General features: G+C 66.3%; 26 protein-coding genes. 6 read left to right on the forward strand and 20 right to left on the reverse strand.

The features are described 5' to 3' along the window. Nucleotides 1-28: 28 nt before the first annotated feature. The 13 genes from lpxB to pyrH all read right to left on the reverse strand — a co-directional run bounded on the left by lpxB (nt 29) and on the right by pyrH (nt 12,449). Complete coding sequence (lpxB, locus tag DW2_RS07820) at nt 29-1,183, reverse strand: lipid-A-disaccharide synthase (RefSeq protein ID WP_038145225.1); 1,155 nt, start codon at nt 1,181-1,183, stop codon at nt 29-31. Beyond that, nucleotides 1,180-1,995: an LpxI family protein gene (locus tag DW2_RS07825; RefSeq protein WP_038145227.1), complete on the reverse strand. Its 816-nt coding sequence runs from the start codon at nt 1,993-1,995 to the stop codon at nt 1,180-1,182. The genes lpxB and DW2_RS07825 overlap by 4 nt, the downstream gene beginning before the upstream one ends. Next, nucleotides 1,992-2,789: an acyl-ACP--UDP-N-acetylglucosamine O-acyltransferase gene (gene lpxA, locus DW2_RS07830; protein ID WP_038145229.1), complete on the reverse strand. Its 798-nt coding sequence runs from the start codon at nt 2,787-2,789 to the stop codon at nt 1,992-1,994. Before lpxA ends, DW2_RS07825 begins: the two co-directional genes overlap by 4 nt. 5 nt (nt 2,790-2,794) lie before the next feature. Next, the gene (gene fabZ, locus DW2_RS07835; protein ID WP_038145231.1) at nt 2,795-3,256 is read right to left on the reverse strand and encodes a 3-hydroxyacyl-ACP dehydratase FabZ; all 462 of its coding nucleotides are present in this window, start codon (nt 3,254-3,256) and stop codon (nt 2,795-2,797) included. A 106-nt stretch (nt 3,257-3,362) separates the two neighbouring features. Continuing rightward, complete coding sequence (locus tag DW2_RS19040; protein WP_051855648.1) at nt 3,363-4,151, reverse strand: OmpH/Skp family outer membrane protein; 789 nt, start codon at nt 4,149-4,151, stop codon at nt 3,363-3,365. Nucleotide 4,152: 1 nt separating this feature from the next. Then, nucleotides 4,153-6,486 (reverse strand): outer membrane protein assembly factor BamA, encoded by a 2,334-nt coding sequence (bamA, locus tag DW2_RS07845; RefSeq protein ID WP_238321288.1) that lies wholly within the window; start codon nt 6,484-6,486, stop codon nt 4,153-4,155. 152 nt (nt 6,487-6,638) lie between these two features. Then, on the reverse strand, nt 6,639-6,812 hold the full coding sequence (locus DW2_RS19695; RefSeq protein WP_156102917.1) for a hypothetical protein: 174 nt from the start codon (nt 6,810-6,812) through the stop codon (nt 6,639-6,641). Between the two features lie 116 nt (nt 6,813-6,928). Then, nucleotides 6,929-8,275 (reverse strand): RIP metalloprotease RseP, encoded by a 1,347-nt coding sequence (gene rseP, locus DW2_RS07850; RefSeq protein ID WP_038145234.1) that lies wholly within the window; start codon nt 8,273-8,275, stop codon nt 6,929-6,931. A 3-nt stretch (nt 8,276-8,278) separates the two neighbouring features. Further along, nucleotides 8,279-9,457, reverse strand: a complete 1,179-nt coding sequence (gene dxr, locus DW2_RS07855) for a 1-deoxy-D-xylulose-5-phosphate reductoisomerase (protein ID WP_038145235.1) — start codon at nt 9,455-9,457, stop codon at nt 8,279-8,281. 3 nt (nt 9,458-9,460) lie between these two features. Continuing rightward, on the reverse strand, nt 9,461-10,258 hold the full coding sequence (locus tag DW2_RS07860; RefSeq protein ID WP_038145236.1) for a phosphatidate cytidylyltransferase: 798 nt from the start codon (nt 10,256-10,258) through the stop codon (nt 9,461-9,463). Next, a complete protein-coding gene (gene uppS / locus DW2_RS07865) occupies nt 10,255-11,013 on the reverse strand; it encodes a polyprenyl diphosphate synthase (RefSeq protein ID WP_081874906.1) in 759 nt (252 codons plus the stop codon). Before uppS ends, DW2_RS07860 begins: the two co-directional genes overlap by 4 nt. Nucleotides 11,014-11,059: 46 nt before the next feature. Beyond that, complete coding sequence (frr, locus tag DW2_RS07870) at nt 11,060-11,623, reverse strand: ribosome recycling factor (RefSeq protein ID WP_038145239.1); 564 nt, start codon at nt 11,621-11,623, stop codon at nt 11,060-11,062. A 94-nt stretch (nt 11,624-11,717) separates the two neighbouring features. Beyond that, the gene (gene pyrH / locus DW2_RS07875; protein WP_038145240.1) at nt 11,718-12,449 is read right to left on the reverse strand and encodes a UMP kinase; all 732 of its coding nucleotides are present in this window, start codon (nt 12,447-12,449) and stop codon (nt 11,718-11,720) included. 115 nt (nt 12,450-12,564) lie between these two features. Between pyrH and miaA the strand changes: the two genes are divergently transcribed. Together miaA and DW2_RS07885 are read left to right on the forward strand one after the other, a co-directional pair. Further along, the gene (gene miaA / locus DW2_RS07880; protein WP_038145242.1) at nt 12,565-13,455 is read left to right on the forward strand and encodes a tRNA (adenosine(37)-N6)-dimethylallyltransferase MiaA; all 891 of its coding nucleotides are present in this window, start codon (nt 12,565-12,567) and stop codon (nt 13,453-13,455) included. 102 nt (nt 13,456-13,557) lie between these two features. Beyond that, on the forward strand, nt 13,558-14,448 hold the full coding sequence (locus DW2_RS07885) for an AraC family transcriptional regulator (RefSeq protein ID WP_238321289.1): 891 nt from the start codon (nt 13,558-13,560) through the stop codon (nt 14,446-14,448). Nucleotides 14,449-14,462: 14 nt separating this feature from the next. On the opposite strand, the gene DW2_RS07890 is transcribed toward DW2_RS07885, so the two are convergent. The 3 genes from DW2_RS07890 to DW2_RS07900 all read right to left on the reverse strand — a co-directional run bounded on the left by DW2_RS07890 (nt 14,463) and on the right by DW2_RS07900 (nt 17,840). After that, entirely contained in the window at nt 14,463-14,798 is a 336-nt protein-coding gene (locus DW2_RS07890) for a DUF779 domain-containing protein (protein ID WP_081874908.1), read from the reverse strand. 85 nt (nt 14,799-14,883) lie between these two features. Next, on the reverse strand, nt 14,884-16,413 hold the full coding sequence (adh, locus tag DW2_RS07895) for an aldehyde dehydrogenase (RefSeq protein ID WP_051855650.1): 1,530 nt from the start codon (nt 16,411-16,413) through the stop codon (nt 14,884-14,886). Between the two features lie 368 nt (nt 16,414-16,781). Then, nucleotides 16,782-17,840, reverse strand: coding sequence for an ATP-binding protein (locus tag DW2_RS07900; protein WP_038145245.1), 1,059 nt, complete (start codon nt 17,838-17,840; stop codon nt 16,782-16,784). Nucleotides 17,841-18,084: 244 nt separating this feature from the next. Between DW2_RS07900 and DW2_RS07905 the strand changes: the two genes are divergently transcribed. Further along, nucleotides 18,085-18,492 (forward strand): hypothetical protein, encoded by a 408-nt coding sequence (locus tag DW2_RS07905; protein WP_038145246.1) that lies wholly within the window; start codon nt 18,085-18,087, stop codon nt 18,490-18,492. On the opposite strand, the gene DW2_RS07910 is transcribed toward DW2_RS07905, so the two are convergent. The 3 genes from DW2_RS07910 to DW2_RS07920 are packed head-to-tail and all read right to left on the reverse strand — an operon-like array spanning nt 18,489 to nt 20,583. After that, on the reverse strand, nt 18,489-19,010 hold the full coding sequence (locus DW2_RS07910) for a gamma carbonic anhydrase family protein (RefSeq protein ID WP_038145247.1): 522 nt from the start codon (nt 19,008-19,010) through the stop codon (nt 18,489-18,491). The two genes, DW2_RS07905 and DW2_RS07910, sit on opposite strands and share 4 nt — an antisense overlap. Beyond that, nucleotides 19,007-19,651: a guanylate kinase gene (gene gmk / locus DW2_RS07915; protein WP_038145250.1), complete on the reverse strand. Its 645-nt coding sequence runs from the start codon at nt 19,649-19,651 to the stop codon at nt 19,007-19,009. The genes DW2_RS07910 and gmk overlap by 4 nt, the downstream gene beginning before the upstream one ends. A 5-nt stretch (nt 19,652-19,656) precedes the next feature. After that, the gene (locus DW2_RS07920) at nt 19,657-20,583 is read right to left on the reverse strand and encodes a YicC/YloC family endoribonuclease (RefSeq protein WP_238321290.1); all 927 of its coding nucleotides are present in this window, start codon (nt 20,581-20,583) and stop codon (nt 19,657-19,659) included. A gap of 163 nt (nt 20,584-20,746) precedes the next feature. On the opposite strand from DW2_RS07920, the gene DW2_RS07925 reads away from it, so the two are divergent. Continuing rightward, nucleotides 20,747-21,430, forward strand: coding sequence for a PAS domain-containing protein (locus tag DW2_RS07925; protein ID WP_051855655.1), 684 nt, complete (start codon nt 20,747-20,749; stop codon nt 21,428-21,430). A 61-nt stretch (nt 21,431-21,491) separates the two neighbouring features. Here the strand turns inward: DW2_RS07925 and DW2_RS07930 are convergent, their stop codons facing one another. Continuing rightward, the gene (locus tag DW2_RS07930) at nt 21,492-22,862 is read right to left on the reverse strand and encodes a class II 3-deoxy-7-phosphoheptulonate synthase (RefSeq protein ID WP_038145251.1); all 1,371 of its coding nucleotides are present in this window, start codon (nt 22,860-22,862) and stop codon (nt 21,492-21,494) included. Nucleotides 22,863-23,078: 216 nt separating this feature from the next. On the opposite strand from DW2_RS07930, the gene DW2_RS07935 reads away from it, so the two are divergent. Both DW2_RS07935 and DW2_RS07940 read left to right on the forward strand, forming a co-directional pair. Further along, the gene (locus DW2_RS07935) at nt 23,079-24,107 is read left to right on the forward strand and encodes a GlxA family transcriptional regulator (RefSeq protein ID WP_051855700.1); all 1,029 of its coding nucleotides are present in this window, start codon (nt 23,079-23,081) and stop codon (nt 24,105-24,107) included. A gap of 191 nt (nt 24,108-24,298) precedes the next feature. Then, the gene (locus DW2_RS07940; RefSeq protein WP_038145252.1) at nt 24,299-25,483 is read left to right on the forward strand and encodes an ABC transporter substrate-binding protein; all 1,185 of its coding nucleotides are present in this window, start codon (nt 24,299-24,301) and stop codon (nt 25,481-25,483) included. The last annotated feature ends 88 nt before the right edge of the window (nt 25,484-25,571 follow it).

Below are 25,571 nucleotides of genomic sequence, written 5' to 3' on the forward strand. Positions count from 1 at the left end.
GGGCCCGTCCGCAGCGGCGGGCCCTGTCTCACCCGTTCTTTTCGAGAAATCCTAGAACCGACCGGGCCGCGCGTTCCCCCGGAGACGCCCCGCCTTCGCCGAGCCGGCGCATCGTCTCCTCCATCGCCGCGATCTGTTCCGCGCGTACCGAGGGCGTCTCGAGGATTTCCAGCATCTTTCCGGAAATCTCGCGCGGCTTGCAGTCGGGGCCGAGGAATTCGGGCACCGCGCGGGTCTCGGAGACGAGGTTCACCAGCGTCACCGTGTCGATCCGCAGCATCCGCCAGATCAGGTGCCAGGTGAGGAAACTGGCGTCATAGGCGATCACCATGGGCACCCGGTTCGCGGCGAGTTCTAGGCTCACCGTGCCCGACGCCGCCAGCGCGATATCGGCGGCCGCGAAGGCTGCGCGCTTGTCCTCGGCGCTCTCCACGACGATCGGGGGCACCGGCCAGCGCGCGGTCATCTCGCGCACCATGCCTGCCACCCCGCGCACCGTGGGCAGCACCACCCGCAGACCCGGTTCGCGGTCGCGCAGCTGCATCAGCGCCTCGTCGAAGCGCGGCCCGAGCCGTTTCACCTCGCCCCGGCGCGAGCCCGGCAGGCAGAGCGCGAGCGGTTGCTCGGCGTCGATCATGTGGATCTCGCGGAAGGCCGCAGCCTCGGCCGCACCCGCACGCGGCTCGGCCACGACCGGATGGCCCACGAAATCACAGCTCATACCCGCCGCTTCCATGTAGGGCGGCTCGAAGGGCAAGAGCGCGAGCACATGATCGACGACCTGCGCCATCTTCTGCGCGCGCCCCGGACGCCATGCCCAGACCGAGGGCGCGACGTAATGGATCACCTTGAGATCGGGGCGCTTCTGCTTCGCGAGTCGCGCGACCCGCAGGCAGAAATCCGGACTGTCGATGGTGATGAGCGCATCGGGGGCCATCGCCACCACGGCCTCGGCGGTCTCGGCGATGCGGCGTTTCAGGTGGCGGTATTTCGGCAGGACCTCCATGATCCCCATGACCGAGAGCTCTTCCATCGGAAAGCGGCTCTGCAGGCCTTTCGTCTCCATCTCGGGCCCGCCGATGCCCTGCCACTCGATCCCCGGCGCCAATGTCTCGAGCCCCGCCATCAGGGCGCCGCCGAGCTTGTCGCCCGAGGCTTCGCCCGCGATGACGAAGACCCTCATGGCACCCTCGCCCAGAGAAAGAGCCCCGCTGACTCGGCGGCCGCGATCACGGCCGCACGGTCAAGGAGCATCACACCGCCCGCCTCGAAGGCGATCCCGGCAAGCCCGGCGGCGGCGGCATTCTCGACGGTCGTCACGCCGATCGCGGGCAGATCGACACGGCGATCCTGACCGGGTTTCGGCGCCTTGTAGAAGACCCCTTTCAACCCGTTAAGATCGCGGCGCAAACCCTTGTGGTGGCGCACGAAATCGAGCATCGCATCGGTTCCCGGAACGGTCTCGACAGCAAGGCAGAGCCCGCGCGCAACCACCGCGCCCTGCCCGATATCCGACGCGCCAAGGGCCGCGACGATCTCGGCGCCGCGCTCGGCATCGGCCTGCTCGACCACACCGGGCGCACCGCAAAGCACGCCCTCGTCGGGCACCAGATCGGGGGCGATCTCATGCGCGCCCACGACCTCGAATTCCCATTCCTCGAAGACCTCGATCACCGCGCGCAGCGTCGCATCATCGCCCGCCTGCATCGCCATCGCGAGCCGGGGAACGAGTTGGGCCGAGCGCGGGTCGAACTGTTCGGGGTCGATGGCCGGGCGCTGCATCGCGCCTGCGAAAACCACCCGGCGGATGCCGCGATCGGTCAGCTCGTCGAGAAACGGCACCAGCCGCTCGATCCGGAAGCGCAGATGCTCGCCCGTCAGATCGCAGGGCGCGCCGATCATCTCGCAGACGAGAAGCCCCGGGGCCGCCTCGGCCACGATCGCGGGAAGACGGCCGGAGCCGGCGATCAGCGCGGTATCCGTCGCTCCGCTCATTTGCCCGGCGTCAGGAAGCTGCGGTCCGAGGGACCGAGGATGAAATCGAGCACCTCGCGGACGAGGTCGGATTCGACGCCCGCCTCGGAGAGCTGGCGCGCGCTGTCGCGGAAGCTGCCCTGCCCGAGGACGCCGAGCGCGTCGCGCAGCGCCGCGATCTCGTCGCGCGACGTGCCGCGGCGTTTCAGCCCCACGAGATTGAGCCCTTCGAGCTGTGCCCGCGGGCCTGCGACCAGCGCATGCGGGATCACGTCGGCAGTGACCATCGAAAGCGCCCCGATGATCGCGCCGCGCCCGAGCCGGACGAACTGGTGCACGCCCGAGAGCCCGCCCACGATCACGTCATCCTCGATCACGCAATGGCCCGCCACGGCGACCGAATTCACCAGGATCACGCGGTCGCCGATCCGGCAGTCATGCGCGACATGACACGAGGACATGAACAGCCCGTCATCGCCGACCTCGGTGATCCCGCCACCGCCCTCGGTGCCGGAATTCATCGTGACATATTCGCGGATCCGGTTGCGCTTGCCGATCACCAGCCGGGTCTTCTCGCCGCGGAATTTCAGGTCCTGCGGGATCTGGCCGAGCGAGGCGAAGGGAAAGACGCGCGTCTCTTCGCCGATCTCGGTCGCGCCCTGCACCACGACATGGCTTTGCAGCTCCACGGCGCGGCCCAGAACCACCTCGGATCCGATCACGCAGAACGGCCCGACGCGGCAATCGGGACCGATCACCGCCCCGTCTTCGATCACCGTCGAAGGGTGAACCTGCGCGCTCGGATGGATGCTCATCGCGCTCAGCCCTTGATATCCATCATCGCCATGAACTCGGCCTCGCAGGCCAGTTCGCCATCGACCTCGGCACGGCCCTTGAACTTCCAGACCTTTCCGCCGCCCCGCAGCACCGTCACATGCATCTCCAGCACGTCTCCCGGGACCACCTTGCGCCGGAACTTGCACTTGTCGATCGCCATGAAATAGGTGCCGAGCTCCTTGTCGATCGTGTTGGTCGTGATGCCGACGACGACCGCCGAGGTCTGCGCCATCGCCTCGACGATGGTCACGCCGGGCATGATCGGCTCGTCCGGGAAATGGCCCTGGAAATGCGGTTCGTTGCAGGTGACGTTCTTGATGCCGACCGCGCCCTTCATCGGGACGATATCGCGCACCTTGTCGATCAGCAGGAACGGGTAGCGATGCGGGATGATCCGCTTGATGAGCGAGAGATCGGCTTCGGTATAGGGGGCGGGTTCGGTCATCGGATGTCCTCGTCTTCAGGCGGCGACAGGCGCGGCCCGCTTCTCTTTTGGTTATGTTGCTAGCAATGGATCGGGCGCTTGGCAAGGAGCGCGGCGGCGCGCAAGTTCAGTTGGCGGAGCCGCTCTCATCGGGCATCGGAAGGCCGAGCGGCAGGGCGGGTTGCGGCGGCGCGCCGCCCTTGAGGACCGGATCGGCGCCGGTTTCGGCTTTCTTGTTGGCGCTGTCATCGACATAGACCCTGCCCTGATCGGGCGCCGTGTCGGCGGAGGGCCCGTCTGGCTGCGCGGCCGTGCCAGGATCGGTCGTCGGCGCCGGAACTTCTGCGGGCACCCGTCCCGCTCCGTCGCCGATCTCCTTGTCCACGCGCTTGCCGAGTTCCTCGGTGACGTCGGCTTCGGCGAGACCGCGGATAATGACCCGCGAATCCAGCACAACGGTCGCCCCGCGCGTCTGCAGCACCTCGTCGAGAAGCGGCATCACGGTGCGCACGAAGGTCTGGCGCTCGTCGTTCAGTTGGCGCTGGATCGCGTCGGCCTTCGCCTTCTGCGCGGTGCGGATCTCGGTCGCGCGCTTGTCGAAGGCAGTCGCCGCCGCCTGGAAATCGGCCGGAGCCATCTTCGAGCGGCGTTCGGTCAGGTCGCGCTCCTCCGCCTCGAGTTGCCCGGCAATACGGTTGTTCTCGGTGCGCAGAGCCGCCGAGGCATTCTCGATCTCGTCATTGACGCGCTTGCCCCAGAGCGAGTTCTCGTAGAGCCGTTCCCAATCCAGCGTGAGGACGGGGCTACGCTCGGCACTCTGGGGCGCGGCGGCGGTCTGTGCCCCCGCCGCGAGCCCCGAGACCGCCAGCGCGACCCCGGTCAGAGCCGCCGCTATTCCCCGGACGATCGGGCGCATCTCAGAACTGGGTCGAGAGCGTCAGATCGAAGTTCTGGGTCCGGTCATAGTCTTCCTTCTTGATCGCGCGCGAGAAGTTCAGGCGCAGCGGACCGATGCCGGAATCCCAGAAGATCGAGACGCCGACCGCGGAGCGGATATGCATCGAGTCATCGACCGTCGCGGAAGTGCCGGAGGTGTTGTCGAGCCCCCAGACCGAGCCGACATCCCAGAACAGGCCGCCGGTGATGCCGTATTCCTCGGGCAGACCGATCGGGAATTGCGCCTCGACCTTGCCGGCCCAGTAGTAATTGCCGCCGAGCGCGTCATTGTTGGGTGCCGAGCCGTCGCGCGGCCCGATGCCGTAGCTCTCGAAGCCCCGGATCTGGTTGCCGTTGTAGCGCTGCAGGATCGTCGTGCCGCCCGTCGCATGCACCGCGCCGCCCTCGAGCGAGGCCCGCAGCGTGACCTCTTCGTTGAAGACCTTGCGCTCGCCCTGGATCTTCGCCGAGGTCGTGCCGCCGGTGACGTCGCCGCCCAGACCCCAGAAATCCTGCGACAGGCTGAATTTCCAGTTGAAGCGCGGGTCGATCTGCTCGAGCGAGGTGTCGTAGCTGTAGGTGTAGCCGACGCCGGAATAGCGCTGCGTGCCTTTGGTCGCTTCCTCGTCCTTCAGGATCTGCGAGGAATCCGCCGACACGTTGCTGAGCGTGTCCTCGCCGACCTTGTAGCGCACCTGCAGGCGGCCACGCTCGGAGACGGGGAATTCGAAGGCGGGCGAGAGGTTGATCCGCCGCGTGTCGAAATTCTGGTTCGTCGCCGAGCTCGAGGTGAAATAGCCCGCGCCGAAGCTGAAGCTGACGTCACGCCCGAGGAACCGCGGCTCGACGAAGCGGAAGCTCGAATTGTTGTTGTCCTTGGTCGTCCCGAGCGAAAGGCCCAGATACTGACCGCGGCCGAGGAAGTTCTTCTCGTCGAGCGAGGCGTTGAAGCCCACGCCATCGGTCTTGGAATAGGACGCACCGAAGCCCAGCGAGCCGGTTGGCTGCTCCTCGACATTGACGTCGACGACCACCTGGTCGGGGCCCGAGCCCTGCTTGGTGTTCACATCGACCGTCTTGAAGAAGCCGAGCGCACGCACGCGATCGGTGGCGTTCTTGACCTCGCGCGGGTTGTAGGGGTCGCCTTCGACCGTCTTGAATTCACGCCGGATCACCCGGTCGAGCGTCGCGGTATTGCCCTCGATGTCGATGCGCTGCACGAAGACGCGCGGTCCGCGCACCAGCGCAAAATCGACATTGACCGCCTGCGTGCGCTGGTCCTGCGTCACGCGCGGCTCGACGCGCAGGAACTGCACGCCCTGCTTGATGCCGAGCTGTTCCATCCGGGTCACGGCAAGCTCGATCGCCTGGGGCGAATAGGTCTGGCCGGGACGGATCCGGGCGAGCTTTTCGTATTCGGAGGTATCGAGACCGTCGATCTCAGAGGTGGTGGAGACGTTGTTGAAGTGGAATTTCTGCCCTTCGACAACGTTGAAGGTCATGTAGAAGGCGTCGCGCTGGCGGGTCATCTGCGAGGAGACGCCGCGCACATCGACATCCATGTAGCCGCGCGAGCGATAGAAATCGATCAGCTTCTGCCGGTCCACCGAAACCCGGTTCGGGTTGAACGTGTCGTTCTTCACGAAGGTGCGGAAGATCCCCGCCTGTTTCGTCGCGAGCACCTGGCGCAGGCGCCGGTCCGAGAAGGAGCGGTTGCCGGTGAAGGTGATGCGCTCGACCGAGGTGACCTTGCCTTCCTTGATCTCGAAGGCGACGTCGACGCGGTTGCCCGAGCGACGGATCACCTTGGGCGTCACGCGCGCCGCCATCCGGCCGTCATCGGCATAGGCCTGCACCAGACGCTGCGCGTCGGCCTCGACCTCGGCGGGGTTGAACACGCGGTTCGAGCGGGTCTGGATCACCTTCGAGAGAACCGCGTCCTTGACGATCCGGTTGCCCTCGAAATTGATGACGTTGACGGTGGGATATTCCTGCACCGTGATCTGGAGCGTGTTGCCGCGCGGGGTGAGCGACACGCTCTCGAACAGGCCCGAACCGGTCAGGCGCTGATAGGCCGCGTTGAGATCGGCAGCGGTCACCGGAGTGTTGCGGGCGATTCTGGCATAGGACAGGATCGTCGCCGGTTCGATCCGCTCATTGCCGACGATCTCGACGCGCGAGAAGCTGTATTGCTGGGCCTGAGCGATCACCGGAACGGCGACACATGTCATGGCCACCGCTGGAAACACCACGCTGGCACGCAGGGCCTTTCGCGTCGCGCAGATCCTCAGAACCGAATGCAAGCCGTTCGCCATTGCCCTCTCCCGCCGGAAGTTATCATTCCCTTGCTAGCTGAGTACCGAAGCGGGCTAGCCTTGTCAAAGCCGCGATGCCTCAGTTGCCGCACGATCAGGCGAAGGGCGATATCAAAACTGGAAGGCGTGCCCGGAAGGCATCAGGTAGGGTGTCAAATCCGGTGAAACTGAACCGGTTCGGGCGCGAAAATCTCGATCAGCTGGATCCCGATCAGGCCGGCCCCCATGAGTGCCACCAGGACGGCCGCGACGAAAAGCAGACGATCACCGACGATCTCGACGAAAGGTCGAAGCTCTTCGTAGCGCTGGACGATGATCGTGGTCATGGGCCTCTCCTTGCCGCACCAAGCCACGCGGCGAAGCGACCCTACCCCCGCAACGTGACGGGAATTGGCGGCAAATGTGGCAAGAACGTGGCGCGCCTGCCGCGCAGGATGCGTCCTCAGCAGGTGATGTCGTTCCAGAGCCCGAACAGCATCAGCGTGAGCACCAGAGCCAGCCCCACCGACATGAACATGTTCATCAATCGATCCGAGGGCGGCTTGCCCGCCACCGCCTCGTAGAGATGGAACATCAGATGCCCGCCATCGAGCACCGGGATCGGGAAGAGGTTGAGAAACCCGACCGCCGTCGAGAGCACCGCAATGAACCAGATGAACTCCAGCGGGCCGGATTTCGCCGCCGCCCCCGAGGTTTCCGCGATGCGCAGCGCCCCGGAGAGATTGCAGCTCGAGATCTTCTGCGCGATCATCGCCTTGATGCCCGACAGCGACTGGGTGATGATCGTCCAGGTCTGGGTCACGCCGCCGGTGACGGCGTCGATCACGCCGACCGGTTTGGTGGTCGGCTCGAACATGAAGCTTCCCGTCGCCCCGAGCAGGTAACGCGTCTCGAACTGTCCCCCGCCAAGCGGAATATCGGTGCGCCGCGGTGCGAGCGAGACCGTGAATTCCTCGGGCGACGCGCCCTTCGCTTCGGGCCGCCAGATATCCAGCGAGATCGGGGCGCCTTCGCTCTTCTTCACCGCCTGCTGAAGATCGAGGAACCGCCAGGCCGGCTGACCCTCGATCGCGGTCACGACGTCACCGGCCTGGAGCCCGGCGTCATAGGCGGCCGATCCCGGCTGCACCCCGGAAAAGCGCGCCGGGAAAAGCTGAGGCCCCGCGACGGTCATCTCGCGATCGCCACGCTTGACGGTATAGCTGAGTTCGGGGGCGGAGGGCAGTTTCTCGAGAATGCTCCCCAGGGCCTGGTAATCGGGCGTGGGCATCCCGTCCACGGCTTCGATCACGTCGCCCTTCTGCAGCCCGCCCGGCCCCTGCGGCAGAGCGACGACCGTGTCGATCTGGGGGGTGTTGGTCGCCTGCCCGGTCCAGATCGAGAGACCGGCGATCACGAAGATCGACAGGATGAAGTTGAAGACCGGCCCCGCGGCCACGGTCGCGGCGCGCGCCCAGAGCGGTGCGCCATGCATCGTGTGGCGGCGCTCCTCGGGCGAGAGCTGCGCCATCTCCTCCTCATCCGCGCCCGCCGAGGCCGCGTTCGCGTCGCCGAGGAACTTCACATAGCCCCCGAGCGGAATGGCGGCGATCTGCCAGCGCGTGCCGTGCCGGTCTACGCGGCTGATCAGTTTCGGACCGAACCCGAGCGAGAAGACCTCTGCCTTGATCCCCGAAATCCGCCCGATGATGTAATGCCCATATTCATGGACCGCGACGATGATCGACAGCGCCACCACGAAGGCGATGGCCGAATAGAGAAGATTGCCGAATTGGGGCAGCAGGTCCAAGACTCAGATCCTTCCTTGCTCGCAAATCGCCGAGGCACGCGCGCGCGCCTCGGCATCGCAGTCCAGAACCATATCGAGATTGTGGGCGTCTTTTCCAAGACCGTCGCGGGCAGACATCTCGCTCAGCACCGCCTCGACGAGCCGTGCCATGTCGAGAAAACCGATGCGTTTCTCGAGGAACAGATCGAGCGCGCGCTCCTTGGCCGCATTGAACACCGCCCCCGCGAGCCCGCCGATCTCCATCACCTCGCGCGCAAGCCGCAAGGCGGGAAAGCGCTCGGGATCGGGGGCGCGGAAGTCGAGCGATCCGATCGCGGCGAGATCGAGCTTGGCGACGGGCAGCGGCATCCGTTCGGGCCAGTTGAGCGCATAGCCGATCGCGTGACGCATATCGGGCACGCCCATATGCGCCATCAGCCCGCCATCGTGGAAGCCCACCAGAGAATGAACGATGGATTGCGGATGCACGAGCACCTCGATCGCCTCGGGTGCGAAACCGAAAAACTCTTTTGCTTCTATGACTTCGAGCGCCTTGTTGAACATCGACGCGCTGTCGATGGTGATCCGCTGGCCCATGTTCCAGTTGGGGTGGTTCGAGGCTTCCTCCACCGTCGCGCGGGCGAGCCGCTCGAGCGGCCAGTCGCGAAACGCGCCACCCGAGGCGGTGATGATCACCCGCTCGACGGCCGAGATTTCCTCGCCCACCAGGCCTTGGAAGATCGCCGAATGCTCGCTGTCCACGGGCAGGATCGTGGCGCCATGCGCCCGCGCCTCGGCCATCAGGAGCGGACCGGCCGTGACAAGGGATTCCTTGTTCGCGAGCGCCAGCACCGACCCTTGCGAGAGCGCGGCAAAACCCGGTGCGAGCCCCGCCGCGCCGACGATCGCCGACATCACCCAATCCGCGGGCCGGTGCGCGGCCTCGATGAGCGCATGGGGGCCGGCCGCCGCCTCGACGCCCGAACCCGCCAGCGCCGCGCGCAGAGCGGGAAGGCAGTCCTCGAACGCGGTGACCGCCAGATCGGCGCGAAGGGCGCGCGCCTGTTGCGCAAGCCGCGCCACGTTGCGCCCGCCGCTCAGCGCCACCACGTCATAGGCCGCCGGCCCACCCTGCGCCATCAGCAGGTCAAAGGTGCTTTCCCCGATCGAGCCGGTCGCTCCGAACACCGAGATCTTGCGCATCGCTCAGCCTTCCGTCAGCGGCAGGGTCATGACCTGCGAGATCAGCATCAGAAAGAGAACCGCGCCGGTCAGGGCGTCGAACCGGTCGAGCACACCGCCATGGCCGGGGATCAGCGAGGAGCTGTCCTTCACCCCGGTCGAGCGCTTGAGCGCGCTCTCGGCGATGTCGCCGAGCTGCCCCGCGAAGGCCAGAAGCGGCGAGAGCCAGATCATCGACAGCCCCCCGCCCATCTGCGCGAAGATGAAGCCCACCAAAGCGGCGCCGACCCAGCCCGCGACCGTCCCGGACCATGTCTTCTTCGGGCTCACCCGCGGCCAGAATTTCGGCCCGCCCAGCGTGCGCCCGACGAAATAGCCAGAAATGTCCGAAATGACGACCACCGCGACGATCCAGGTGATCGCGCCGAGCCCCGCACCTTCGCGCAGTGCGACGAGCCCGTAGCCCGTCAGCATGATCGCGATCGAATAGGCCGCCGCGACCGTGCGGCGACCGGGCGCCACGATCGCCGCGACGATCGGCACGACCAGCAGGTAGAGCAGGCCGAGCGGTTCGTGGATGACGAAGACGAAGGCGAGGATCACCGCCGCGACGAGCCCGAGACCGACGGCCTTTCCGGGGCGCGTCGGCGCCAGCATCATCAGCAATTCCCAGACCATCAGCCCGGTGACGAGAACCGAGAGCGCGGCGAAGACCGCCCCGCCCCACCAGATCGCCGCCACGCCGACCGCGATCATCGCAAGCCCCGAGGCCAGTCGCGGGACGAGATCGCCCCATTTGCCCGAGCGGGAGGCCCCGCTCACGAGGCAACCCCGCCGAAGCGCCGTTCGCGCGCGCCGAAGCGCGCGAGGATATCGGCCAGTTCCCCGGGCGTGAAATCGGGCCAGAGCGTCGGGGTGAATTCGTATTCGGAATAGGCCGCCTGCCAGGACAGGAAATTCGAGATCCTCGTCTCGCCGCTGGTGCGGATCACCAGATCGGGATCGGGCATGCCGCGCGTGTCGAGCCGGGCCGAGATCGCGGCCTCGTCCACCTCCTCCTCGGAGATCCGGCCCGCCGCGAGATCGCGCGCAAGCTCGAGCGCGGCACGGCGCAGCTCGTCGCGACCGCCATAGTTGATCGCGACGGCCAGCGTCAGCCGGGTATTGCCCTTCGTGCGCGCCTCGATCGCATCCATCGTCTCGCGCAGGAGCGGATCGAGCCGGGTGCGGTCGCCGATGAACCGCAGCTCGACGCCCTGGCGCGCCAACTCGTCCGCCTCGCGCCGGATCATCAGCCGGAACATTTTCATCAGGCCCAGCACCTCGGCGGTGGAGCGCTTCCAGTTCTCGGTCGAGAAGGCGTAGATCGTCAGGTAGCGGATGCCGAGATCGGGCGCGGCCTGCACGATCTTCCGGATCTGCTCCGCGCCCTTGCGATGCCCGGCCAGCCGCGGCCAGCCCCGCTGGGTGGCCCAGCGGCCATTGCCGTCCATGATGATCGCGACATGGCGCGCGCCGGTATCCTCCTCACGGGCCACGGGAGCCGTTTCGGCGGTATCGGTCTTTGAAAGCGCCATGTCGGGGAAAATCCTTTTGGGGGAAAATGCGATCACGCAGGTCCGCTCAGACCTGCATGATCTCCGCCTGCTTGGATTCGAGCGCCTTGTCCACCAGGGCGATATGCTTGTCGGTGAGTTCCTGCACGCTGCTTTCCCAGAACTTCACGTCGTCTTCCGACATGCCGTTGCCCTTGGCCTTCTTGATCTGGTCCATGCCGTCGCGGCGCACGTTGCGGATCGCGACGCGGGCGTGCTCGGCGTATTGGGCGGCGACCTTGGTGAGCTCCTTGCGGCGCTCTTCGTTGAGTTCGGGGATCGGCAGCATGATGATCGTGCCGTTGGTCTGCGGGTTGATACCCAGACCGCTTTCGCGGATCGCCTTCTCGACCTTGCCGACCATGCCCTTGTCCCAGACATTGATCGTGACCATGCGCGGCTCGGGCACGTTGACCGTGCCGACCTGGTTGATCGGGGTCATCTGGCCATAGGCGTCCACCATCACCGGCTCGACCATCGTGGCCGAAGCCCGGCCGGTGCGCAGCGAGGCGAATTCATGCTTGAGAGCGGTCATCGCGCCATCCATGCGGCGCTCAAGGTCGTCGGTGTCGATCTCGATATCGTCGGACATTGTTCTTGTTTCCGTCTTGGTTGCAGCCTCGGTCCCGAGCATTAGCGCAGAGCCGCGGCGAAAACTAGCTTTTGTGACGCGAAGGGGCGCCGGATCAGCCCTGAACGAGCGTATAGGTGCCCTCACCCGCGAGAATCCCGCGGAAGCCGCCCGGCTCGTCGAGCGAGAAGACGATGATCGGCTTGTTGTTGTCGCGCGCCAGCGCGATCGCCGAGGCATCCATCACCCCGAGGTTCTTTTGCAGCACCTCGTCATAGCTCACCGTGTCGTAGCGCTTCGCGTCATCGAACTTGACGGGATCCTTGTCATAGACCCCGTCGACCTTGGTGCCCTTGAAGATCGCCTCGCAGGCCATCTCGTTGGCGCGCAGGGTCGCGGCGGTATCGGTGGTGAAATAGGGGTTGCCGGTGCCGGCGGCGAAGATGCAGACGCGCTTCTTCTCGAGATGGCGCACTGCGCGGCGGCGGATATAGGGCTCGGCCACCTCGTCCATCCGGATCGCCGAGATCACCCGCGTGAACACGCCCATGCCCTCGAGCGCGGACTGCATCGCGAGCGCGTTCATCACCGTCGCCAGCATGCCCATGTAATCGGCGGTGGTGCGCTCCATCCCCTGCGCCGAGCCCGCAAGCCCGCGGAAGATGTTGCCGCCGCCGATCACCATGCAGATCTCGACCCCGAGATCGCGGACCGATTTCACTTCCTGTGCGATGCGTTCGACCGTCGGCGGATGCAGGCCGTAGCCCTGGTCTCCCATCAGCGCCTCGCCGGAGATCTTCAGCAGCACGCGTTTGTATTTGGCCGCCGGATGCGATTCCGCGCTCATAAGATCCTCCTGAGGGCTGTTGTCATTTCGGCGCAAAATGTCGCAAATGGAAGGCAGGTTCAACCTCTCCCGACGCATGCCCGCCCCGAAACGAGACCAGCGCTCCACGCCTTCGATGCTTCCCCCCCTGCCCGACATTCCCGCACAACGCCCGGTTCTGATCGCAGGGCCCACCGCGAGCGGCAAATCCGCGCTCGCGCTCGAGATCGCGCAGCGCGATGGCGGGGTGGTGGTCAATGCCGATGCGCTGCAGGTCTGGTCGTGCTGGCGGGTGCTCAGCGCCCGGCCCTCCACGGAGGAGGAATCCCGGGCGCCGCATCTGCTCTACGGTCACCGCGACCCGGGCGAGGACTATTCGGTCGGCCACTGGCTGCGGGAGGTCGCACCGATTCTCGCGGACCATCGCGCCGGCGGCCCGCGCCCGATCATCGTGGGCGGAACCGGGCTCTATTTCACCGCGCTCACCGAAGGGCTCGCCGAGATCCCCGACACGCCGCCCGAGATCCGCGCCGAGGCCGATGCGCGGCGCGCCCGCGAAGGCCATGAGAGCATGCTCGCGGAGCTCGATCCCGAAACCCGCGCGAAGATCGACCCGCACAACCCGATGCGGGTGCAGCGCGCCTGGGAGGTGATGCGCGCAACCGGCGAGGGGCTCGCGGCCTGGCAGGCGCGCACCCCCGCCCCGCTGATGCCGCTCGCAACATGCGCGCCGCTCCTGCTCTGCCCCGATCGCGACTGGCTGGCCGAGCGGATCGACCGCCGCTTCGATCTGATGCTGGCCGAAGGCGCGCTCGACGAGGTGCGCGCGGTGCTGCCGATCTGGGACCCGGCCGCGCTCTGGTCGCGCGCGATCGGGGCCCCCGAACTCGTCGCCCATCTGCGTGGAGAGATCGGCCTCGAGGAGGCCCGGATCCGCGCGCAAGCGGCTTCCCGCCAATATGCCAAGCGACAGCGCACATGGTTTCGTAGCCGCATGAAAGCCTGGCACAAGATCGCGTATGCGTGACCGCGGCGACACGGCCGCCCGCCCATCCTGTGGAAAACCCCTTTGTGGGCGAAGGGGTTGCAGGCTATCCTCCGCCGCGAACCGAACCGGGATCTTGCCATCGTGAAGCTCTTTTCGACGCCCCCGCTGTCGCAGGTCGCACAGCCCGCCGCCCAATCGCAGCCGCGCCCGAAAGCGGCCGCGCCGAAGGCCGGTCCGGGCGCGGGCGGCGCTCCGGGCGGGCCGCGCGTGGTTCCTGTCGGCCGTCTCGCACAGGGCGGCCGCTGGCGGGTCGAGGCGATGCGCGCGCTCAGCGAGCCGTGCCTTTTGTGGTTTTCCCGCGGCCAGGGCCGGATCACCCTGGGCGGTGTGACCCGCGGCTACGGGCCCAATAACGTGATCTTCATCCCCGCGGGCGTCATGCATGGTTTCGAGGTCGGCCCCCAGACCCACGGCCAGGCGCTTTTCCTCGGCCGCGACAGCGATCTGGTGCTGCCCCATGCCGCCCATCACCTTCGCATCCGCGATGCGGTGGCACAGGGCGAAATCAACGTCCTCTTCGAGGCGATCCAGCGCGAGATCGAGGGCGGACGCCCCGCCTCGGACCGCGCGTTGCGCAACCAGCTCGGCCTTCTGAGCGTCTGGCTCGAGCGGCAGATCGAGGCCCATGCCGGCGAGGCGATCCCGACCAATGCGGCGCGGCGCCTGGTGTCGCGCTATTCCGCCCTGGTCGAGCGCGACTTCCGCTCGGGCGCCGGGGTCGGCGAGCTGGCGCGCGAGCTGGGCGTGACGCCCACCCATCTGACCCGCGCCTGCCGCGAGGCCTGCGGCAAGAGCGCGCTGGAGCTGTTGCAGGAACGCCGCCTCTACGAGGCGCGCCGGATGCTGCGCGACACGCCGGTTCCGGTGAAGGAGATCGCGAAGGAGCTCGGCTATACGAGCCCGGCCTATTTCACCCGGGTCTTTCACGCCCGCACCGGCTCCACCCCGCGCGCCTTCCGCCGCAGCGGCTGAGCACGGAACCTCGCTCAGGGCCGCTCGCAGATCTCCGAGCGCGTCAGGAACCGCATCGGCCGGCCATTGTCGAGGCTGAACTGCCCGCCGCCCAGGCCGGGGATCGCGTCGATGATCAGGTCGGTATGTTTCCAGACCGCGTATTGCGGCCCCGAGATATAGACCGGCATCCCGGCGATCTCGCCCAGTTGCACGTCGCTCTCGCCGATCCGGAACTCGCCTTGCGGATAGCACATCGGCGCGGAGCCGTCGCAGCACCCGCCCGACTGGTGGAATAGGACCGGCCCGTGATCGGCGACGATCTCCTTGAGCAGCGCAAGCGCCGCCGGGGTGGCACGCACCTCTCCCATGCCCGCTCCTTCCTCTTGATCGAAATATCCTCGGGGGGTGTGGGGGGCCGACAGCCCCCCACGCGTCGTCTCGCCAAGCGCGGCCTCAGAAGAATCCGAGCTTGTTCGGATTGTAGCTCACCAGCATGTTCTTGGTCTGCTGGTAGTGATCGAGCATCATCTTGTGGGTCTCGCGCCCGATGCCGGACTGCTTGTAGCCCCCGAAGGCGGCATGCGCGGGATAAGCGTGGTAATTGTTCACCCAGACCCGCCCCGCCTGGATCTTGCGCCCGAAGCGGTAGCAGGTATTGGCATCGCGCGACCACACGCCCGCGCCGAGCCCGTAAAGCGTGTCATTGGCGATCTCGAGCGCCTCGTTCTGGTCCTTGAAGGTGGTGACCGAGACGACGGGGCCGAAGATCTCCTCCTGGAAGACCCGCATCTTGTTATGGCCCTTCAGGATCGTCGGCTGGATGTAATAGCCGCTCGACAGATCGCCGCCCAGATCGGCGGCCGCCCCGCCGGTGAGCACCTCCGCGCCTTCCTTGCGGCCGATATCGAGATAGGAGAGGATCTTCTCCTGCTGCTCGGAAGAGGCCTGCGCGCCGATCATCGTGTCGTCCTTGCGCGGGTCGCCCTGGATGATCGCCTGGGTGCGCTTGATCGCGCGCTCCATGAACTGCTCGTAGATATCCTCCTGGATCAGCGCGCGGCTGGGACAGGTGCAGACCTCGCCCTGGTTGAGCGCGAACAGCACGAAGCCCTCGATCGCCTTGTCGAAGAAGGCGTCATCCTCGCGGCAGACATCCGAGAAGAAGATGTTGGGCGACTTGCCGCCCAGTTCCAGCGTCACCGGGATCAGGTTCTCGGTCGCGTATTGCATGATCAGGCGACCGGTCGTGGTCTCGCCGGTGAAGGCGATCTTGGCGATGCGCGGGCTCTGCGCGAGCGGCTTGCCCGCCTCGAGGCCGAAGCCGTTCACCACATTGAGCACGCCATCGGGCAGCAGATCGGCGATCAGCTCGGCGAAGACCATGATCGTCGCCGGGGTCTGCTCGGCGGGCTTGAGCACGACGCAATTGCCCGCCGCCAGCGCCGGGGCGAGTTTCCACGCCGCCATCAGCAGCGGGAAGTTCCACGGGATGATCTGCCCCACGACGCCGAGCGGTTCATGGAAGTGATAGGCGACGGTGTCGGCGTCGATCTCGGACATCGTGCCTTCCTGACCGCGCAGCACGCCCGCGAAATAGCGGAAATGATCGATCGCGAGCGGAATGTCGGCGGCACGGGTCTCGCGGATCGGCTTGCCGTTGTCCCAGGTCTCGCACACCGCGAGCAGCTCGGCATTCTGCTCCATCCGGTCGGCGATCTTGAGCAGGATATTGGCGCGTTCGGTGGGCGACATCTCGTGGCCCCATTTCGCCTTCGCGGCATGGGCGGCGTCGAGCGCGTCCTCGATGTCGGATGCGTCCGAGCGGGCGCATTCGCAGATCTTCGCGCCGGTCAGCGGCGTGATGTTGTCGAAATACTTGCCCGCATTCGGCGCCTTGAACGTGCCGCCGATGAAGTTGCCGTAGCGCTCGCGGAAGGGCGAGGTCATGACGCCCTTGAATTCGGTTGCCATATCGTTGGCCATTGTCTTCCTCCCAGAGTTTCGCGCCACCCCAATGGGGCGCGTCACGTCTTCGAGGATGGCGACGAGGCCCGAATGCGCCTAGCCGCCGCACGGCGCTGTGAAGCTCGACCTGTCTCGGCCCCGAGACAGGTGCAGGTGCAGAATCCGTTTCCTTGCATGGATCCAGGGCCCCCACCCGGCTTCGCGCCCCCTCCGCTGCGCGGCCCCCAAGGGATCTTCCAAGAGACGAAGAAAAGGGTCTTCCTCTTGATCCAAATATCCCGGGGGTAAATTTCCGTAAGGAAAGAGGGGGCAGCGCCCCCTCATCTCCCGTGAATTGTCGCCGTCCGGCGACAGTGAGAGCCGCACTCCCTTCCGTCCAGTGCACCTCAACCGGCGGGCAGGATCACGCTGAAGCAGCTGCCCTTGCCCTGCTCGCTCTGGATCCGGAACCGGCCGCGATGCCGGGCGACGATATGCTTGACGATGGCGAGCCCGAGGCCGGTGCCGCCCTTCTCGCGCGAGCGATGGGTATCGACGCGGTAGAAGCGTTCGGTCAGCCGCGGCAGGTGCTGCGGGTCGATCCCTTCCCCCTTGTCGATCACGTCGATCTTGTAAGCCGCGCCGCGCAGCACCGGCTCATGCGCGATCGCGCCGATCCTGATGCGCACCTCGCCGCCCTGCCCGCCATATTTCACCGCGTTCTCGACGAGGTTCGAAAAGACCTGCGTGAGCTGGTCGGGATCGCCCCGAACGGTGAGCGCGCCCTCCTCGCCCTCGCGGATCAGCGCGACGCCGGAATCCTCGGCGACCTGGCCGAGATTCTGCACCACGCTGCGCAGCACCAGAGAGAGATCGACCTGCGTGGTCGGGCGCACGCGTTCCTCGCTCTCCACCCGGCTGAGCGAGAGCAGGTCGCCCACGAGCCGGTTCATCCGCGCGGCCTCGCGCTCCATGATCGACAGGAAGCGGTCGCGCGCGGCCGGGTCGTCGCGCGCCGAGGAGCGCAGCGTCTCGATGAAGCCCATCAGCGCGGTGAGCGGCGTGCGCAATTCGTGGCTGACATTGGCGACGAAGTCGCGCCGCATCGCCTCGGCCTCTTCCAGCGCGCCGACATCCTCGAAGCTCGCGAGCGCCGAGGGGCGTTGCAGCGGGCCTTCGGGCGCGGGCGGGAGCGGCACCAGCGTGACCATCTGGATCGTCTCTCCCTGCCCCGGCGTCGAGAAGCGCAGCCGCACCGGCTCGGGCCGCGCACCCCGCAGCGCCGCGCCCACCGCCACCCCGAAGCCCGGCTGGCGCAGCACGGTGACATAGGGTTTGCCGATGATCTGCTCGCCAAGCATGCGCCGCGCTCCGGCATTCGCGAGCGCGACACGCTCGTCGATCCCGATCAGCAGGACCGCGTGGGGCAGCGCATCGAGAACCGCGCGCAAGGAAGAATCAGCCATACCTCTCCACCTCTGTTTCGGACCGAGCTTTCGGGAATAGCAACGGGAGTGTAAAGCTGTTGCGACAATGCGTCTTTTCCCTGTGACCGGTCGCCCCGGCCGCGCCTTTCGCAGATTGCGAGCGAAACTGGTTGTCGCCTGTGTTGGAGGGCGCTAAACCTAAGCGTGTATTCGACAATTTCGCTCGCGGGTCGAATGAGACGAGGGTCCGCGGTTTCTCCGGCAGTCGAGAGGTTTTCCGCCGATGTCGCGTCCGCCAAAGTCCACGCAGGCCCTGCGGGCGCTGCTGATCCACCGCCATAAGGGCGCGGATAGCCGCAACCTCCTGCTGGTGGATCCGGCGCAGGATCTTCCCGCCGCGCTGACCGGGGGCGGCGACCTCTCGCTGACGGTGACGCGGTTCGAGGCGCTCAACCGGAGCTTTCTCGCGCAGGCCGCGCCAGAGCTGGTTCTCTCGCCGCTTTTCACCGAACGGTTCGATATTCTCGATCTGGCGCGGGTTCTCGTCGATGCGAAATATTGCGGCGCACTGCGCGCCTTCAGTACGCCCTTGCCGAATTTCGGTGCGATCCGCAAAGAGGTGCGCAGCGAATTCCCGAGGCTGGATTTCGATATTCTCGAAATCCCCTGCGGTTCGGATCGCGCGAATTAGCTGAGCGGCCGCAAGCCTTTGGAAAATCTTGCCGCATTCGCGCGGTAATGCGCGGCCGAGGCCAGAAGCGCCTCTCGCGCCGCGGTGTCGAGCTCGCGCACCACTTTCCCCGGCGCGCCCATCACGAGGCTGCCATCGGGGATCTCCTTGCCCTCGGTGATCAGCGCTCCGGCGCCGATCAGGCAGCCGCGGCCGATCTTCGCGCCGTTGAGCACGGTCGCCCCCATCCCGATCAGGCTTCCCTCGCCGATCGAGCAGCCATGCAGCATCGCCTTGTGGCCGATCGTGCAATTCGCCCCGATGACGAGCGGGAAGCCCATATCGGTGTGGCAGACCACGTTCTCCTGCACGTTGGACCCCGCGCCGACGCGGATCTCCTCGTTGTCGCCGCGCAGCGTGCAGCCGAACCAGACCGAGGCCGCATCTTCGAGCACCACCTTGCCGATCAGGTTGGCGTCGGGTGCGACCCAGGCGTTCGCGGCGATCTCGGGGGCGCTCCCGTCAAGTTCGTAGATCATCGGCGTTCAAACTCCCTGTTCAACCCTCGCACGAAATCGTTCAGCCAGACCTGACGGTCGCGCCGCTGGCGCTCGGCGCTCAGGATCGTGCGCAGCTTCTCCTCCGCCCGGTCGAGATCGTCATTGACCAGAACATAGTCATATTCGGACCAGTGGCTGATCTCGGAAAGCGATTTTTCCATCCGGCCGCGGATCACCTCGTCGCTGTCCTGGGCGCGACCGCGCAGCCGGCTTTCCAGCTCGGTGATCGAGGGCGGCAGGATGAAGATCGAGATCACGTCCTTGCCGAGCGCGGAATTGCGGATCTGCTGCCCACCCTGCCAGTCCACGTCGAAAAGCGTGTCGCGCCCCTGCGCCATCGCCGCCTCGACCGGGCCCTTGGGCGTGCCGTAGAGATTGCCGAAGACCTCGGCATGTTCGAGCATCTCTCCCGCCATCACCATGTCCTGAAACTCGGCGCGCGACTTGAAGAAATACTCCACCCCGTCGGTCTCGCCCGGCCGCGGGGCGCGGGTGGTCGCGGAGACCGAGAAGCGCAAGGTCGGGTCCCAGTCCATCAGCCGCCGCGCGAGGGTCGATTTGCCCGCGCCCGATGGCGAGGACAGGATGATCAGAAGGCCGCGGCGGGTGCTGTCGGGCATGGGGCTCACTCCACGTTCTGGATCTGCTCGCGCATCTGATCGATCACATGCTTGAGCGCAAGGCCGATCTGGGTCAGCGCCGCGTCATTCGATTTCGAACATAGCGTGTTGGCCTCGCGCACGAATTCCTGCGCCAGAAACTCGAACTTCCGTCCGACCGCGCCGGGTTCGACCAGCAGGGTCCGCGCGGCCGAGACGTGGACGCGCAGACGGTCGATTTCCTCGGTGACGTCATTTCTCATCGCGATGACCGCCAGCTCCTGCAACAGCCGCGCCTCGTCGATTTCCGCCGCGCCCTCCATCACCCGCGCCAGCGCCTCGCGCACGGTTCGGGCGGTTTCGGGACGGCGGGCTTCCGCGGCGCTCTCGGCCTCGGCCACCAGCGCCGCGATGCGGTCGATCTGGGCGGCGATGACCGCCCCGAGACCCTGCCCCTCGACCCGACGCATCTCGCAAAACGCCTCGAGGAGCGCCGTGAAATCGGCCAGAAGCGCCTCACGCAGCGGCGCCGGATCCTCGACGGGCGGCGCGCCATGCTCGATCACCCCGCGCATCGTCACCAGATCGCTTGCCGTTACCGGCGCAAGGTCCAGTCCGCGCTTGCGCGCCGCCTCCTGCGCCGTCTCGATCGCAGTGATCGCCGCATCGAGCAGATGCGGGTCGAGATGCAGCGTCTCGGCCTCCGCGCTGCGGGTGAGCCGCAACGAGACCGAGACATTGCCGCGCGCCACGCGCCCCGCCACCGCCTTGCGCAGCGCGGGTTCCAGCCCCTCGATCTCGGGAAGTCGCAGCCGCAGGTCGAACCCCTTGCCATTGACCGCGCGGATATCCCAGCTCCAGTCATGCCCCAGCCCGCTGCCCCGCCGTGCGGCGAAGCCGGTCATCGAAACGGTTTCATGCGGCGGGCGTATGTCATCCATCGTTTTAACCATTTAGGACTTTCTTTTCCAAACGAGCGGAGAAATGGCGTATTAAGAGTTCAGTAACGATTTCGCTTCGACGGTCAACCGCAAGGGGCCGAAGTGCCAGAACGGACTGAAGCGGGACATCTGGGGGCCCGGGTGGCCATCGCCACCCGCATTGGGCAGATGGATCATGACACGCGATTACGGTGACATGCGGGTTCGGCTCGGTGCGGGCACGGGACGGCGCAAGGTCAATGAAATACAAGGCTATTGGGACGGGTTGCGGCGTGGCCGGCTGATGCCGGCGCGTGCCGAGGTCGATCCGCGCGGCCTCGAACGGGCGCTCGAATTCGCCTTCATCCTCGAACGCGTCGCCCCGTCGGTCGCGCGGTTCCGGCTCGCCGGGATGCATCTCGGTGATCTGATGGGGATGGAGGTGCGCGGCATGCCGCTTTCCGTCTTCTTCGCGCCCGACGCACGGGAGCGGCTCGGCACATTGACCGAGGCCGCCTTCGCGACGCCCGCGCGGGTCGAGGCGACGTTGCGCGCCGAGGTCGCGCTCGGCAAGCCCGAGATGGAGGCGCATCTTCTCCTGCTGCCGCTGAGTTCGGAATTCGGAACGGTGGACCGTGCGCTCGGCTGCCTCGTGGCCGAGGGCGTGATCGGGCGCGCGCCCCGCCGCTTTTCCTTCCTCGAAACCCGGATCACGCCGCTCACCGCTGAACCGGTCCGGATGCGCCCTGCCCTGTCCGGCCTGAGCGAGCCTCCCGCGCCCTATCACGTCACGCGGCGCCTGCCCGCGGATGTCCAACTCGCCGACATGACGCCCGAGGAGCGCCGCGCGATGTTCCGCATCGTGCGAAGCGAGAGCTGAGAGATCATGAAAAAGGCCCGGGGGCTTGCGCCACCGGGCCTTTTTTCTCTTCCAATCGACCTTACTGCGAGGCGGCTTTCGCGAGGGCGCGCCGGTCGCGCAGCTCCTCGGCCACGAGGAAGGCCAGCTCGAGCGCTTGCGAGGCGTTCAGGCGCGGATCGCAGGCGGTGTGGTAACGCGAGGACAGATCCTCGTCGGTCACCGCGCGCACGCCGCCGGTACATTCGGTCACGTCCTTGCCGGTCATCTCGAAATGGACGCCGCCCGGGATCGTCCCTTCCGCCTTGTGGACGGAGAAGAACTCGCGCACCTCGCGCAGCACGGAATCGAAGGGCCGGGTCTTGAAACCGCTCGCCGACTTGATCGTGTTGCCATGCATCGGATCGCAGGACCAAAGCACGTTCGCGCCCTCCGATTGCACGGTGCGGATCAGGCGCGGCAGATGATCGCCGACCTTGCCCGCGCCGAAGCGCGCGATCAGCGTCAGGCGGCCCGGTTCGTTTTCCGGGTTCAGCTTCTCCATCAGCACCTTGAGGTCGTCCTCGGTGGTGGTGGGGCCGCATTTCAGCCCGATCGGGTTCTGCACGCCGCGGCAGAACTCGACATGCGCGCCGTCGGGCTGGCGGGTGCGGTCGCCGATCCAGAGCATGTGCCCGGTGCCCGCGATCGGCATCCCGGTCGTGGAATCGATCCGGCACAGCGCCTCTTCATATTCCAGAAGCAGCGCCTCGTGGCTGGTGTAGAAATCGACCGAACCCAGCTCATGCGCGGTCTCGGCGGTCACGCCGGCGGCGCGCATGAACTCCATCGCCTCCGAGATCTGGTCCGCGACCTGGCGGTATTTCTCGGCCTCGTCCGCATCGGTGAAGCCCGCGATCCAGCTCTGGACGCGGTGCATGTCGGCGAAACCGCCCGTCGAGAAGGCGCGCAGCAGGTTCAGCGAGGCCGCAGCCTGGGTATAGGCCTGCAGCATCCGGTTCGGATCGGGGATGCGCGCCTCGGGGGTGAAGTCGAAGCCGTTGATGATATCGCCCCGGTAGGAGGGCAGCTCGGTCCCGCTGATCGTCTCGGTGGGCGCCGAGCGCGGCTTGGCGAACTGGCCCGCCATCCGGCCGACCTTGATCACCGGCACTTTCGCGCCCCAGGTGAGCACGACCGCCATCTGCAGCATGACCTTGAACGTGTCGCGGATATTGTCGGCCGAGAATTCCCCGAACGCCTCGGCGCAGTCCCCGCCCTGGAGCAGGAAGGCCTCGCCCGCGGCCGCCTTGGCGAGATCCGCCTTGAGGCGACGCGCCTCGCCCGCGAAGACCAGCGGCGGCATCCGCGCCAGCTGCGCCTCGACCGCGTTCAGCGCTGCCTGATCGGGATAGTCGGGCATCTGAACCCGCGGTTTCGCGCGCCAGTCCGATTTGCTCCAACCCTTGCCCATCTGATCCTCCAAAGCATGGTACCTGTGTCAAAGCGGGCTTATAGCCGCGCCCGGCCCAGAGAACAAACCCGAATTTAACGCTAACAGCGCGCAATGCGCCCGGCCCGCGCCTCTTGCGGGCGCTGTCATTTTCCTGTTTCCGTGATTTGACAGATGCCATCCGAGAGAGACGCGATGACCGACCGCAAACCGCCCCGCCCCGCCCCGTCGCAGGGCATGGTGCGTCTGGCAAGCGAGAGCCGGCAGCGCAAGGTCGTCTTTCTCCTGCTCGATCGCTTCACGATGATCGCCTTCGCCAGCGCGATCGAGCCGCTGCGTCTGGCCAACCAGGTCTCGGGTCGCGAACTCTACAGCTGGCAACTGGCCTCGGAGGACGCAAAAGACGTCGCCTGCTCGAACGGGACGGTGTTTCGCACCGATATCGGGCTCGACGAACTCGGGCGCGACACGATGGTTCTGGTCTGCGGCGGGATCGACGTGGCCGAGGCGATCGACAAGCCGATCCTGAACTGGCTGCGGCGCGAGGCGCGACGCGGCGCGGTGATCGGCGGGCTCTGCACCGGCTCCTATGCGCTTGCCAAGGCGGGGCTTCTCGACGGGCGCCGCGCGACGATCCATTGGGAGAACACGGATTCCTTCTCCGAGGATTTCCCGGAGGTCGAGTTGACCAAGGGCGTCTTCGTGATCGACGGGAACCGGGTGACGACCGCCGGCGGCACCGCCTCGATCGACCTGATGCTGCGGCTGATCGCGCGCGATCACGGGGAGGAACTGGCCAATACCGTCGCCGATCAGCTCATCCATTCCTCGATCCGCTCCGATCGCGACACGCAAAGGCTCTCGATCCCGACCCGGATCGGGGTGCGCCATCCGAAACTCGCGCAGGTGATCGGCCGGATGGAGGCCAATATCGAGGAGCCGATCAGCCCCGCCCAGCTCGCCACCGAAGTCGGCATGTCCGCGCGCCAGCTCGAACGGTTGTTCCGCCGCTATCTCAATCGCAGCCCGAAGCGCTATTACATGGAATTGCGGCTGCAAAAGGCGCGCAACCTTCTGATGCAGACCGAGATGAGCGTGATCAACGTGGCGATGGCCTGCGGCTTCGCGAGCCCCTCGCATTTCTCGAAATGCTACCGCGCGCATTACCAGACCACCCCCTATCGCGAACGCGGCACGAGCGGATCGGGTGAGCGCGAGGCGCCCGACGCAACCCTCGCGGGTGATGCCTTCGGGAAAGATGACTGAAAATTGCGCGACCTCTTGCGAATCTTTTCACGAATTCGCACGAAGGCCCGAATTGCCGTAACGTCGATTTCGCGCGTTCTTGACCTTCGGGCCAGTTTTTCGCGTGATCTGCACGCCAGCGGTTCTTCCATTTTGCGAAACCGCGCACTAACCTCGCGCCAGAACGCGAGTTCCAACACGGGAGTGAATTAATGAAAAAACTTCTTCTGGCCTCGGCCGCGATCGCATTCGGCGCGACCGGTGCTTTCGCCGCTGATGTGAAGATGGGGGTCCTGCTGGGCTTCACCGGACCGCTTGAATCGCTGGCCCCGCCGATGGCTCAGGGCGCCGAGATGGCGATGAAGGAAGTCTCGGATTCCGGCAAGCTGCTCGGTGGCGACACCGTGACGCCGGTGCGCGGGGACTCGACCTGCATCGACGCCGCCGCCGCGACTGCCGCCGCCGAAACGCTGGTCACCTCGGACAAGGTGGCGGGCATCATGGGCGCGATGTGCTCGGGCGCGACCACGGCCGTTCTGCAGAATGTCGCGATGTCGAACGGCATCGTGATGATCTCGCCCTCGGCAACCTCGCCGGCGCTGTCGACCATGGCCGATGACGGCCTGTTCTTCCGCACCGCGCCTTCGGATGCGCGTCAGGGCGAAATCATGGCCGACGAGATCCTCGAGAAGGGCATCAAGTCGGTCGCCTTGACCTATACCAACAACGACTACGGCAAGGGTCTCGCGGACAGCTTCCAGAAGGCCTACGAAGCCAAGGGCGGCAAGATCACGATCTCGGCCGCGCATGAGGACGGCAAGGGCGACTACTCCGCCGAAGTGGCCTCGCTGGCCTCGGCGGGCGGTGATGCGCTCGTGATCGCCGGCTATATCGACCAGGGCGGCTCGGGCATCCTGCGCGGCGCGCTCGACACCGGCGCCTTCGAGACCTTCGTCTTCCCCGACGGCATGATCAGCCAGACGCTGGAAGACAATTTCGGCTCGGAAGTGAACGGCTCGTTCGGCCAGGTGCCCTCCTCGGAAGGCGAAGGCCACGACAAGTTCCTCGCGATGGCCAAGACCGCCGGCTTCGACGGCACCTCGGTCTATGCGGGCGAAGCCTATGACGCCGCGGCGCTGATGCTGCTCGCGATGCAGGCTGCGAACTCGACCGATCCGAAGGTCTACAAGGACAAGATCATGGATATCGCCAACGGCGACGGCGAGAAGATCTACGCGGGTGAGCTCGCCAAGGGTCTCGAGCTGATCAAGGAAGGCAAGCCGATCAACTACGAAGGCGCCACCGCCGTGCACCTGATCGGCAATGGCGAAGCCTCGGGCACGTTCCGCGAGATCGTGTTCAAGGACGGCAAGATGGAAACGGTGAAATACCGCTAATCCGACCGCAGATCTGAAACAGCCCGGAGAGATCCGGGCTGTTTTCAATTATAACAAAGGCTTGCAGCGTGAAGCTCACGCAATGCTT

This window comes from Thioclava atlantica (genome assembly GCF_000737065.1).
GTDB lineage: Bacteria > Pseudomonadota > Alphaproteobacteria > Rhodobacterales > Rhodobacteraceae > Thioclava > Thioclava atlantica.